The organism is Yersinia sp. 2541 StPb PI (genome assembly GCF_052217145.1).
Classification (GTDB): domain Bacteria; phylum Pseudomonadota; class Gammaproteobacteria; order Enterobacterales; family Enterobacteriaceae; genus Yersinia; species Yersinia enterocolitica_E.
Map to the genome: position 1 here is coordinate 3,024,253 of NZ_JAZGQB010000001.1, position 11,930 is coordinate 3,036,182.

Below are 11,930 nucleotides of genomic sequence, written 5' to 3' on the forward strand. Positions count from 1 at the left end.
GAGGACGTATGAAGACTTTTTTCCTGCAAACACGTATCTACAGCGGGGAAGGCAGCCTTAAAGTGCTGCAACGCTTCCATCAGCGCAAAATCTGGATTGTCTGCGATGGTTTTCTGGCCACCTCGCCGTTGCTGGATCGCTTGAAACAAGTGCTGGCAGAGGATAACCAAATCAGTCTGTTCAGCGACATTACGCCAGACCCGAACATTAACACCGTGGTTAAGGGCATTGAGCAGATGCATGCCTTGCGCCCCGATGTGGTGATTGGTTTTGGTGGTGGCTCCGCGCTAGATGCGGCGAAAGCCATTGTCTGGTTTAGTCGTAAACAGGGGATAGAGATCGAGACCTGTATTGCTATCCCAACCACCAGCGGCACGGGTTCAGAAGTGACCAGTGCCTGTGTAATCAGCGACCCGGAAAAGAGTATTAAATACCCCCTGTTTGACGATGAGATTTACCCGGACATCGCCATTCTGGACCCAGCTCTGGTGGTTACCGTACCGCCAGTTATCACCGCCAATACCGGGTTGGATGTGTTGACTCACGCGTTGGAAGCCTATGTTTCACCACGTGCCAGTGACTTTACTGATGCGCTGGCAGAAAAAGCGGTGCAGTTGGTGTTCCGCCATCTGCCCACCGCTTGCCGCAAAGGCGATTGCCTAATTACCCGAGGCAAGATGCACAATGCTTCCACGCTGGCTGGCATGGCATTCAGCCAGGCTGGTCTGGGCATCAATCATGCTATCGCACACCAGTTGGGGGGGCAATTTCATATCGCGCACGGTTTGGCGAATGCCTTGCTATTGGTGCCGGTGATTCGCTTTAACGCGCTTGATGCGCGGGCATGTAAACGCTATGCGCGATTGGCAAAACTGTGCCATTTCAGTGCAGAAAATAGCGATGAGCGCAGTGCAGTTAACCAATTGGTCCATCAGATTGAACAACTCAAACGCCAATGCGGATTACCTCAGCCGCTGGCCGCGATGAAAATCAATGAGGGCCAGTTAGAGCAACGTATTCCCGACATAATTACCGCCGCACTTGCCGATGTGACACTGCGCACTAACCCGCGTGCGGCTGACGGCAATGATATCCGTGGGATTATCGAGGCGCTTTATGAGTGACCTACACAGTGCGGATACCTGCTTGCTACCCGCCTACGGTGAACTGGCTGATTGTGATGCCGTGACTATTCAGCAACGGGTTCAGCACGCGGGTGTGGTCGGTGCCGGAGGTGCGGGTTTCCCAACGGCGGTGAAGCTACAAGCGCAGGCCGAGATTTTTCTGGTCAATGCGGCTGAGTGCGAGCCAATGCTGAAAGTGGATCAGCAGTTGATGCCGCGCCAGGCAGCCCGACTGGTGCGCGGTGTGCTGTATGGCATGAAAGCCACCGGCGCACGCGAAGGCATCATCGCCTTGAAAGCCAAATATAGTGAGGCGATTGCCGCACTAACCCCCTTGCTACCATCACAAATCCGGCTGCACATTCTGCCCGATGTCTATCCCGCCGGTGATGAGGTTATCACTATCTGGCTGGCAACCGGTCGCCGGGTGCCACCTGCCGCGCTGCCGGTCAGCATCGGTGTGGTGGTGAACAACGTGCAAACGCTACTCAATGTGGCGCGGGCGGTGGAACAGCAATGGCCGGTGACTCGCCGCACCCTGACCGTAAATGGTGCGGTGGCGAAACCCTTAACCCTGACGGTACCGCTGGGTACCCCGCTGCGCGAGGTTCTGGCGCTGGCAGGAGGGGCTACCATCAACAATCCGGCCTATATCAATGGCGGGCCGATGATGGGCCATGCCCTGCATGACCTTGACCAACCGGTAACCAAAACTACCGGCGGCCTGTTGGTACTGCCCGCGGATCACTTACTGATTACCCGCCGCGCCCGCAGCGACCAGGATGTGTTAGCCATTGCTCGTGCCGTATGTGAGCAGTGCCGCATGTGTACCGAGTTATGCCCGCGTCACTTGATTGGCCATGAGCTACCCCCGCATCTGCTGGTGCGCGCGATAACCTATCAACAAGTTGCCACACCAGACATTTTACTCAGCGCTCTGACCTGCTCGGAATGCGGGCTGTGTGAAAGCTACGCCTGCCCGGTAGATATCTCACCGATGCGCATAAACCGCCTGCTGAAAACGCAGTTGCGGGCGCAAGGTGCCCGCTATCAAGGGGCGCTACGTGAGGCCGATCCGATGGCTAATTACCGTATGGTACCGATATCACGGCTGATTGCCCGTCTGGATCTCACCGACTGGTATCAGGCCGCGCCATTCAGCGAACAAGGCTACCGACCACAACAGGTGGTATTGCCATTGCGCCAGCATATCGGGGCTGCCGCCGAACCCGTGGTCACGGTCGGCGAACGGGTCGATCACGGTCAACTTATTGGCCAAATTCCGAATAACGCGTTAGGCGCACCGGTGCATGCCAGTATCAGCGGCACGGTCACGGCCATCAGCGCAAATGCCATCACCATTAAACGGGCTGATGTTTATTAAAAGGAAGGGCTATGTCACAAGCCATTGGAATTGTTGAATTAAGCAGTATCGCCAAGGGCATGGAGGTCTGCGACTTGATGCTGAAAAGCGCTAACGTCAGCCTATTGGTGAGCAAAACTCTGTGCCCCGGTAAATATCTGTTGATGGTCGGTGGCGATATCGGTGCCGTCACCCAGTCGGTACAAAACGGAGAGCGGCACAGCGGGCATCTGCTGGTCGATAGCATCGTCCTGCCCAACCTTCATCCATCCGTATTGCCGGCGATCAGCGGCCTGAATACGGTGGAAAATCGTCAAGCGGCGGGTGTGGTGGAAACCTGGAGTGTGGCGGCCTGTATTACTGCCGCCGACCGTGCGGTTAAAGCGGCCAATGTCACGCTGGTGCGCATCCATATGGCGTTTGGCATCGGCGGCAAATGTTATCAAGTGCTCAGCGGCGATATTGCTGATGTACAAACTGCCGTGGACGTTGCCAGCCAGTGTGCCGGTGAGAAGGGATTATTGGTTTACAGCTCAGTGATCCCACGGCCCCATGAGGCGCTATGGCGTCAGTTAGTTCAGGAGGCATGATGGAAAAGAGCAGCACCCCCGAGCGCGTAATTCAGGAATATGTTCCCGGTAAACAGATAACCCTGGCACATCTGATAGCCAATCCTAATAAGGCACTTTACAAAAAACTGGGGCTGAATGATGTCAGTAGCGCCATTGGCATCCTGACCATTACCCCTAGCGAAGCCTCGATTATTGCCAGTGATATCGCCACCAAATCCGGTGCGGTTGAGATTGGTTTTATCGACCGTTTCACCGGTGCGGTGGTGTTTACCGGTGATGTGTCAGCGGTAGAATATGCGCTGAAACAGGTGATCCACACCCTCGGCGACATGATGAAATTTACCGCCTGCCCGATGACCCGGACCTGATGCCATGCAACGCATCATGTTGATTGGCCCTAGCCAGTGCGGCAAAACCTCGCTTATCCAGCGTTTGCAGGGTGAGGCGCTTAATTACCAGAAAACCCAAGCCATTATCTGGCAGGACAATGCCATTGATACTCCCGGTGAATACCTGGAAAACCGCTGTTTATACAGTGCGTTACTGGCAAGCGCCTGTGAAGCGGATGTGGTGGGGCTGGTACAAAATGCGGATGCGACCCAAAGCTGGTTTGCCCCGATGTTGGCGCAGGTTTTCAACCAGCCGGTAATTGGCATTATCAGTAAAGCCGACACCGTTAACCAGCCAGACCAATTGCGTTGGGCTGCTGACAGCCTCACGCAGGCGGGGGCGCAACACCTATTTGTGACCTCAGCGCTGAGCGGTGAGGGATTAACCGACCTTATTACTTATTTGAATCATTCTGGAGAGTCGCATGCCCGGTAAGATTATGGCGATTAACGCCGGCAGTTCTTCGTTGAAGTTTCAGTTGTTTTCTTTACCTGATGAAAAAGTGATCTGTCAGGGATTAATTGAACGTATCGGTATGGATGATGCGATATTTAACCTCCGCGCCACAGATGTGAAATGGCGCGAGATTCTGCCTATCGCCGATTGCCGCCAAGGTGCTGAACACCTACTTCACGCGCTGATTGAACACAATATTATTGATTCACTGGATGAAATTACCGGTGTCGGCCATCGTGTCGCGCACGGTGGTGAAGCATTCGCCGATTCGGTCGTGATAACCCCCGAGGTGCTGGATAAGATAGAACAGCTTGGCGCACTGGCCCCCCTGCATAATCCGGTTAATGCGCTCGGTATCCGGGTGTTCCAACATGCCCTACCCCATGCCAGCGCGGTGGCGGTATTTGATACTGCATTCCACCAAACACTGAGCCAGACGGCCTATTTGTATCCATTACCGTGGCGCTACTATGAGGAGCTGGGTATTCGCCGTTATGGTTTCCATGGCACCAGTCATAAATATGTCAGTGCCGTTTGCGCCGAACGAATGGGGCGCCCCTTGGAAGAACTGCGCATTGTCTCCTGCCATCTTGGCAACGGCTCCAGCATTTGTGCTATCGGCAACGGCCGGTCGGTGAATACCTCGATGGGCTTCACCCCACAGGCCGGTATCATGATGGGCACCCGGAGCGGTGATATTGACCCCTCCATCCTGCCATTTATTCAGCAAGTAGAAGGAAAAAATGCCAGTGAAATTAACCATTTAATTAACAACCAATCCGGTTTGCTGGGCGTATCCGGCATCTCACATGACTATCGCGATGTCGAACAAGCCGCCGCCAACGGCAACCCGCGCGCCAAAGTAGCGCTCGACCTCTTTGCCGAACGTATCCGCGCGGTGATTGGCAGCTATATCGTGCAACTGGGCGGAATTGATGCACTGATATTTACCGGCGGTATCGGTGAAAATGCCCGCACAGCCCGCCAGCAAATCTGCCGTGGTTTAGCCTTTCTCGGTATCGAGTTGGACGAAGAGAAAAATATCAACAATCAGCCGTTTATCCAACATGACTCTGCGCCGGTACAGATTGCTATCGTCAATACCAATGAAGAATTAATGATTGCCCGTGATGTCATTCGCGTGGCCCTGAATCTGCCGGTACAACCGGCCCTCGCCGCACAATAAGAGGCAATATGGAAAGTGGGAAAGTTTGGTTGGTAGGCGCTGGGCCAGGGGATGCCGCGCTGATTACGGTGAAGGGATTACATGTTATTCGTCGCGCTGACGCGTTGGTCTATGACCGTTTGGTGTGTGCTGAGTTACTGGCAGAAGCCCCTGATGGTTGTGAAATGATCAACGTGGGCAAAAACCCCAACCACCATTTGGTGCCACAAACAGAAATCAATCAAATTCTGGTTGATTGCGCCCAACGTGGGCTAAATGTGGTGCGACTCAAAGGTGGTGATCCTTATGTCTTTGGCCGTGGCGGTGAAGAGGCTGAAACACTGGCGTTGGCTGGTATTCCGTTTGAGGTAGTTCCAGGGATAAGCTCCGCCATTGGCGGGTTGGCTTATGCCGGTATTCCGGTAACACATCGTGATTATGCCTCAGGCTTTCATGTGATAACCGGCCATTTGCGCCAAGGCAATGAGCCACAGGACTGGGCAACATTAGCCAAGCTGGAAGGTACGCTGATTATCCTGATGGGAATGACACAACTGACGACCATTTGCCAGCAATTGGTCGCCGGGGGGAAAGCCCCCACCACCCCTGCCGCCGTGGTGATGTACGCCAGCCACCAGCAGCAGCAAGTTGCCAGCGGCACACTGCTTACATTAGCCGATCAGGTTGCCGCGCAGGGTTTATCGGCACCGGCGCTGATTGTTATTGGCGACGTGGTTCGCCTACGAGATGTGCTCGCCTTCACGCCGGAGCTATTGTCGCTAAACGCCATTCCCTCGCTGATATACCCAAAGTCATTGGCGTTGTAGGTAGGCAGCAAGTAAACGCATCCCGATGAGCTTATTCATATAGGGTCAACGACAAGTAAGTGATTCGGGTGCGTGAGTGTAGCGAACAACCCTACAGCATCAAGGACGAAGGGTATGGTACTCTAAACGCACAAGCTATATAGGGGAATAGAGTAGCAATGAGTGAGCATGGTGGGAATGTGCTGGAAATGGCACTGAAAATCGGCACAGATGCAGCCAATATCGTTGACTTCAGTGCCAATATTAATCCGCTGGGCATGCCGGAATCCTTGAAAACGGCGATTATCGAACAATTGGCCCGTGCCGAACACTATCCTGATGTTGAGTATCGCCAATTACATGCAGCGCTGGCCCGTGCTCACCACTGCCTGCCAGAGAATATTATGGCAGGCAATGGTGCCACTGAGCTGATTTACGCAGTGGTGCAGCATCTGCAACCCCGCACTGCGGTACTGTTGACTCCGGGCTTTGCTGAATACCGCCGCGCCCTGCAACGGGTCGGCTGCCAGATTCATGATTATCAGATGAGTGAGTCAGACGGCTATCAGCCCGATGAACGTCTACTGGCGCTATTAGCCCAACAGCGCCCAGACTGCCTATTTCTGGCGACACCCAATAACCCGACCGGCCTGATGCCTGATGCCAAATTGCTGCAAGCCATTGTGCAGTGTTGCCATCAGTACCATATTGCTTTAATTATCGATGAAGCTTTTATCGATTTCTTGCCAGATGCGCCGGGGCTTACCCCTCAATTAGCGGATTTCCCACACTTATACTTGTTACGCTCACTGACCAAGTTCTTTGCCATTCCAGGGTTGCGCCTCGGTTATCTGCTCAGTGGCGATCTGGCGGCGCTGGCGCAAATGAAACAGCAACGCGAGCCTTGGACTATCAATGCTTTTGCCGCACTGGCGGGTGAGATTATTCTCGATGACCAACCTTATATTCAAGCCACACATCAATGGCTGGCGCAGCAGCGACCTTGGTTATATCAGCATTTAGCCGCCCTGCCAGCGTTGCAGGTGTGGCAAGGGTGCGCCAATTACATTTTCCTGCGCTGCCTTAAACCTGAACTTAATCTGCAACACGCGCTATTAAAGCACCATATTCTGATCCGCCATTGTGCTAATTACCCCGGTCTAACCCGCGACCACTATCGTGTAGCCATTAAAAGCGCGGCAGATAACCAACGGCTGATCAGTGCCTTACAGCAGGTCTTTGGTCATGGCTGAAGCCCGTTGCCCGGCCTCTTGTGGTGAACTGATTCAGGGTTGGATACTGGGGGGGGAGAAGCTTATCTCCTGCCCGGTCAACTGGTTTAGTACGGTTTCGGTGACCGATGGCGTACCGGGCAAGAATGAACGCCCACGCATGCGCCAGATGTTGGCGGCGGTACTAGCCTATTTTGGCCAACCTGCACAGATGGCTAATGGCCTGCACATCAGTTTTGATTCCACCATTCCGGTAGCAAAAGGACTTGCCAGCAGTACCGCCGATATCGCCGCCACCGCACTGGCAACCGCCCGCCATCTCGGTGAAACACTCAATGAAGCCGCACTGGCAGCACTGTGCGTCAGGCTGGAACCCACTGACAGCACCCTATTTCAACAACTGACACTGTTTGACCACCAAACTGCCGCAACACAAATCTCTTATAACTGGCAGCCAGTGGTAGATATTTTGTTACTGGAAAGCCCACAGATTCTCAAAACCGAGGATTACCACCGCCGTGATCGTCAACCGGCGCTGTTAGCCAGTGCCACCTCACTGGAACGGGCATGGCAACTGTTTATCCAAGCCGCCGAGCGCCGCGATTGTTCACTGCTGGGTCAGGCCACCACATTGAGTGCGCAAGCCAGCCAGCGTTTACTGGTAAAACCTGACTTTAGCGCCCTGCTGAGGCTAGTGGAGGAGTTGGATTTATACGGGTTGAACGTAGCCCACAGTGGCAGTGTGGTTGGATTATTGCTTGACCGTCAACGGCATGACGTGGAGCAGGTGTTCTGGCAATTGCAGCAGCGCAATATCAATCGCCACTACCCCCGCCAACACCTGTTAACCATGGTGCCTGGGGGCGTGCGTTAGCCCGTCATTCAGCATCAGGCCATGATAGCGAAAAATTAAGAATCATCTGAACCAGAATATCCATGTAAACCTCACTGTTATTAACCTGCCGCTTACCATTTTTATGTAATTCTGTTTGTCTTGCCCCTCAAAATCATGACTTCAGTCACAAACAGGGAATGCAGCTATTTTGTCCATGTAAATAGCATTCATGTATATGGGGGAAACGGCTATCAAGGTATTAGATCCCACCAGCAGGAAATGTAGTGAAGATGTAAAATCTGTTTCCTGTTAAATCTTCATTTTTTTAAAAACATAAATAAAATTCATGTAATACAGCATGCTGATTATTGCACCAATACCTTAAATAACAATTACCTCAACCTACATGAGTTCCGGGAGCCTTAAATGAAAAAATTGAGTGTGAAAACCCTGTTGGCAGCCAGTCTGTTCAGCATGATGGTGTGCTCGGGCAGTGCACTGGCGCAGGAAGTCGAAGTGGTTAATATCTCAAAAATCGCCGGTATGCCGTGGTTTAACCGCATGGGCGAAGGTGTGGATCGCGCCGGTAAAGATCTGGCTATCAAAGCCTATCAAATCGGCCCTTCCAGTACCGATGCCCCGCAACAGGTTAAAATTATCGAAGACTTAATCGCGAAAAAAGTTAGTGCTATCAGTATTGTGCCCAACGATGCCGATGTACTGGAACCGGTATTCAAGAAAGCCCGTGAGGCCGGTATTGTGGTGTTAACCAACGAATCTCCAGGGCAACCCAGCGCCAACTGGGATATCGAAATCATCGATAACGCCAAATTTGCCGCAGATAACGTAGAAGAGATGGCAAAAGCCATGGGTGGTAAAGGTGGCTATGTGATTTATGTCGGCAGCCTGACGGTACCACAGCATAACCTGTGGGCCGATCTGTTTGTTAAATATCAGAAAGAGCACTACCCCGATATGTTTGAGGTGACCAGCCGCATGCCTGTTGCCGAGAGTATTGATGATTCACGCCGTACCACGCTCGATTTAATGAAAGCGCACAGTGACCTGAAAGGTATTGTCGCCTTCGGTTCGCAAGGTCCGATCGGTGCTGGCCGTGCCGTGAAAGAGAAACGTGCGAAAAACAACGTCCATGTGTTCGGTATGATGATCCCTTCACAGGCTGCATCCTTGATTAAAAGCGGTGATATCGCAATGGGCGTGACCTATGACCCAGGTTCTGCCGGTTATGCACTGACCGCAGTGGCGGATAAAGTGCTGAAAGGTGAAAAAATTGAGTCAGGTATGGAAATTCCTGGCGTGGGTAAAGCTGAAGTTGACCAAGATAAGCATCTGATCCAGTTCCACAATGTATTACGGGTAACCAAAGACAACGTGGATTCGCTGTATTGATTCACTAAGTTATTGCGGAGCCGGACGCCCTGTCTGGTTCCGCAATTAATTAATTAAGAATCAAAAGGACACAGGATATATGCAGCCATTTATTACCCTGGAAAATGTTAGTAAGACCTTTTATGGCGTCAAAGCGCTAAATAAAGTGGCTATGACCCTGTTACCCGGTGAAGTACATTGTCTTGCAGGGCAAAACGGGTGTGGCAAATCCACCCTGATCAAGATTATTTCCGGTGTCTATCAGCCCGATGCTGATGCCACGATTACCATTGATGGCAAAACTTACTCAAGCCTGACCCCGATTGAATCCGTTCGCTTAGGGATTCAGGTAATTTATCAGGATTTGTCGTTATTCCCGAACCTGACGGTGGCTGAGAATATCGCCATGAACCATTATCACCATCACCTGTGGGTGGACAAACGCCAGATGCGCGCCACGGCTGAGCAGGTGATCAGCAGCATTGATGCGCATCTCAATCTGGATGAACTGGTTGAGAATTTGCCCATCGCCCAGAAGCAACTGGTGGCTATTTGCCGTGCCTTGGCACAGGATGCCCGGTTGATTGTGATGGATGAGCCTACCGCCTCCCTCACCCGACAAGAAGTTAATGGCTTGCTGCGGGTGGTACATGAACTGAAATCACGTAATATCTGCGTAGTCTTTGTCAGCCACCGATTAAGTGAAGTGTTGGAGATTTCAGACCGCATCACGGTGCTAAAGGATGGTGATTGGGTTGGCACTTACCCGGCCACCGAAGTGGACAACCAGCGACTGGCGTGGCTGATGACCGGCATGAAATTTGATTTTCAGGTGCTACCGCCCTACAGTGCCGCCCACCCGCCGGTGCTGGCCGTGGAGGAGCTTTGCCGTAGTAATGAATATCACAACATCTCATTGACGCTGCATCCGGGGGAAATTGTCTCGTTGGTGGGCCTGCTCGGTTCTGGCCGCACTGAACTGTGTCTTAGTTTATTCGGTTTGACCTCGCCGGAGTCAGGCACCATCCGAATTAACGATAAACCGATGTATTTCAGCAGTAATCGTGATGCTATTGCGGCGGGGGTCGGTTATGTGTCAGAAGACCGAATGAGCACCGGGCTGATTATGGAACAATCCATTCGTGACAATATCAGTGCCACTGTTCTGCATCGCCTGAAAAACGTGTTCCATCTGATGCGTAGTGAGCGGGTCGATACGCTGGTCGAGGATATGGTGAAACACCTGTCGATCAAAATCGGCAACAGCGACCTTCCAGTCAATACGCTGTCTGGCGGCAATGCGCAGCGCATTGCTATCGCTAAATGGCTGGCAACCGATCCGCAAATTTTGATCCTTGACTCCCCCACCGTAGGTGTGGATATCGCTAACAAAGCCGGTATCTATAATATTATCAATGCATTGGCAGCTCGCGGTATCGCAGTGTTAATGGTCTGCGATGAAATTGATGAAGCTTATTTCAATAGCCACCGTATTTTAGTCATGCGGGCCGGGCGACTGGTACAAGAGTTTTTACCGGGTAACAGTAGCGAAGCAGCCATTGCGGAGGTAGTAAATGGCTAACCCCCATGCAGTTAATAAATCTGCGGTAGGTAAAACAGGTTTATTCAATAAAGAACAACTAAAACGCCATGAAGTGATGCTGGCATTCACTATTTTGCTTATTTCGACTTATCTTGCGTTCACCAGCCCGGATTTTCTGACCCTTGCCAATATTTATGATCTGATAAATAACTATGCCATGTTAACCATTTTGGCCTGTGGCTTATTTATCGTATTGATTTCTGGCGGTATTGATATTTCATTCCCGGCGATGACCATTATTTCGCAATATGTCATGGTGACATTAATTGTGAAGTTTGGTGGCAACTTCCCGGTAGCTTTTGCGCTGGCTGGTGGTATCGGCCTACTTTTGGGCTTGGTTAATGCCCTGCTGGTTAACCGCTTACGCGTACCGTCGATCATTATCACCATTTCCACACTGAATATTTTCTATGGCTTACTGTTGTATCTCAGCCGTGGTGTTTGGCTGTATAGCTACCCTGAATGGTTTGAACACGGGCCAATGCTGTTCGCCTTTACCGCTGCCGATGGTTATGACTACGGCCTGTCGCTCCCTATTCTAACGCTGCTAATTACCATTATTGTTACCGCTCTACTGATGACCCGCACCAGTATTGGCAGGCAAATCTATGCCTTAGGGGGCAATCAGGAAGCGGCGTCACGCATGGGGTTCAGTATTCTCAAACTGCAACTGTTCGTGTATGGCTATATGGGCTTTTTGTCCGGCATCGCCGGCGTAGTACAGTCTTATACCGTATTAACCGTAGCGCCTGATTCATTACTGGGCTATGAGCTTACAGTGCTGGCAGCCGTGGTGCTCGGCGGTACCAGTATTGTGGGTGGCCGTGGAACACTTACCGGTACCTTGCTGGGGGTGATTTTGCTGGCAATATTACAAAATGGTTTGAATTTACTGAGTATTTCGTCGTACTGGCATACCGTGGTTATCGGGCTGGTAATTGTCATCAGTATCAGTGTGACGGCCTGGGGCCAACGCCATAAGGTAGGGATATAAC

General features: G+C 52.0%; 12 protein-coding genes. All 12 read left to right on the forward strand.

Annotation, left to right across the window (positions count from 1 at the left end; all coding sequences use genetic code 11):
* Nucleotides 1-8: 8 nt before the first annotated feature.
* The 12 genes from V1953_RS13635 (at nucleotide 9) to V1953_RS13690 (ending at nucleotide 11,929) form a co-directional block, all read left to right on the forward strand.
* On the forward strand, nucleotides 9-1,124 hold the full coding sequence (locus tag V1953_RS13635; RefSeq protein WP_083159277.1) for a 1-propanol dehydrogenase PduQ: 1,116 nt from the start codon (nucleotides 9-11) through the stop codon (nucleotides 1,122-1,124).
* Entirely contained in the window at nucleotides 1,117-2,508 is a 1,392-nt protein-coding gene (locus V1953_RS13640) for a 4Fe-4S dicluster domain-containing protein (protein WP_083159278.1), read from the forward strand. Before V1953_RS13635 ends, V1953_RS13640 begins: the two co-directional genes overlap by 8 nt.
* Before the next feature lie 11 nt (nucleotides 2,509-2,519).
* Entirely contained in the window at nucleotides 2,520-3,077 is a 558-nt protein-coding gene (locus V1953_RS13645; RefSeq protein WP_005185285.1) for a BMC domain-containing protein, read from the forward strand.
* Nucleotides 3,077-3,427, forward strand: a complete 351-nt coding sequence (gene pduU / locus V1953_RS13650) for a propanediol utilization microcompartment protein PduU (RefSeq protein WP_032813079.1) — start codon at nucleotides 3,077-3,079, stop codon at nucleotides 3,425-3,427. Before V1953_RS13645 ends, pduU begins: the two co-directional genes overlap by 1 nt.
* Before the next feature lie 4 nt (nucleotides 3,428-3,431).
* A complete protein-coding gene (locus V1953_RS13655) occupies nucleotides 3,432-3,884 on the forward strand; it encodes a EutP/PduV family microcompartment system protein (RefSeq protein WP_083159279.1) in 453 nt (150 codons plus the stop codon).
* Nucleotides 3,874-5,091, forward strand: coding sequence for an acetate/propionate family kinase (locus tag V1953_RS13660; RefSeq protein ID WP_442851048.1), 1,218 nt, complete (start codon nucleotides 3,874-3,876; stop codon nucleotides 5,089-5,091). Before V1953_RS13655 ends, V1953_RS13660 begins: the two co-directional genes overlap by 11 nt.
* An 8-nt stretch (nucleotides 5,092-5,099) precedes the next feature.
* Complete coding sequence (gene cobA / locus V1953_RS13665; protein ID WP_083159281.1) at nucleotides 5,100-5,897, forward strand: uroporphyrinogen-III C-methyltransferase; 798 nt, start codon at nucleotides 5,100-5,102, stop codon at nucleotides 5,895-5,897.
* Nucleotides 5,898-6,055: 158 nt separating this feature from the next.
* Nucleotides 6,056-7,129, forward strand: coding sequence for a threonine-phosphate decarboxylase CobD (cobD, locus tag V1953_RS13670; protein ID WP_083159282.1), 1,074 nt, complete (start codon nucleotides 6,056-6,058; stop codon nucleotides 7,127-7,129).
* Nucleotides 7,122-7,982, forward strand: coding sequence for a GHMP family kinase ATP-binding protein (locus V1953_RS13675; protein WP_442851049.1), 861 nt, complete (start codon nucleotides 7,122-7,124; stop codon nucleotides 7,980-7,982). The genes cobD and V1953_RS13675 overlap by 8 nt, the downstream gene beginning before the upstream one ends.
* A gap of 435 nt (nucleotides 7,983-8,417) precedes the next feature.
* Nucleotides 8,418-9,353, forward strand: coding sequence for an autoinducer 2 ABC transporter substrate-binding protein (locus tag V1953_RS13680; protein WP_227746594.1), 936 nt, complete (start codon nucleotides 8,418-8,420; stop codon nucleotides 9,351-9,353).
* A 79-nt stretch (nucleotides 9,354-9,432) separates the two neighbouring features.
* Nucleotides 9,433-10,914, forward strand: coding sequence for a sugar ABC transporter ATP-binding protein (locus tag V1953_RS13685; RefSeq protein WP_193784681.1), 1,482 nt, complete (start codon nucleotides 9,433-9,435; stop codon nucleotides 10,912-10,914).
* Nucleotides 10,907-11,929 (forward strand): ABC transporter permease, encoded by a 1,023-nt coding sequence (locus V1953_RS13690; protein WP_083159285.1) that lies wholly within the window; start codon nucleotides 10,907-10,909, stop codon nucleotides 11,927-11,929. Before V1953_RS13685 ends, V1953_RS13690 begins: the two co-directional genes overlap by 8 nt.
* Nucleotide 11,930 lies beyond the last annotated feature (1 nt).

Bases quoted from the DNA above. Each gene is read 5' to 3' on its own strand.
- V1953_RS13635 (WP_083159277.1), top strand. From the start codon at position 9: ATGAAGACTTTTTTCCTGCAAACACGTATCTACAGCGGGGAAGGCAGC.
- V1953_RS13640 (WP_083159278.1), top strand. From the start codon at position 1,117: ATGAGTGACCTACACAGTGCGGATACCTGCTTGCTACCCGCCTACGGT.
- V1953_RS13645 (WP_005185285.1), top strand. From the start codon at position 2,520: ATGTCACAAGCCATTGGAATTGTTGAATTAAGCAGTATCGCCAAGGGC.
- pduU (WP_032813079.1), top strand. From the start codon at position 3,077: ATGGAAAAGAGCAGCACCCCCGAGCGCGTAATTCAGGAATATGTTCCC.
- V1953_RS13655 (WP_083159279.1), top strand. From the start codon at position 3,432: ATGCAACGCATCATGTTGATTGGCCCTAGCCAGTGCGGCAAAACCTCG.
- V1953_RS13660 (WP_442851048.1), top strand. From the start codon at position 3,874: ATGCCCGGTAAGATTATGGCGATTAACGCCGGCAGTTCTTCGTTGAAG.
- cobA (WP_083159281.1), top strand. From the start codon at position 5,100: ATGGAAAGTGGGAAAGTTTGGTTGGTAGGCGCTGGGCCAGGGGATGCC.
- cobD (WP_083159282.1), top strand. From the start codon at position 6,056: ATGAGTGAGCATGGTGGGAATGTGCTGGAAATGGCACTGAAAATCGGC.
- V1953_RS13675 (WP_442851049.1), top strand. From the start codon at position 7,122: ATGGCTGAAGCCCGTTGCCCGGCCTCTTGTGGTGAACTGATTCAGGGT.
- V1953_RS13680 (WP_227746594.1), top strand. From the start codon at position 8,418: ATGATGGTGTGCTCGGGCAGTGCACTGGCGCAGGAAGTCGAAGTGGTT.
- V1953_RS13685 (WP_193784681.1), top strand. From the start codon at position 9,433: ATGCAGCCATTTATTACCCTGGAAAATGTTAGTAAGACCTTTTATGGC.
- V1953_RS13690 (WP_083159285.1), top strand. From the start codon at position 10,907: ATGGCTAACCCCCATGCAGTTAATAAATCTGCGGTAGGTAAAACAGGT.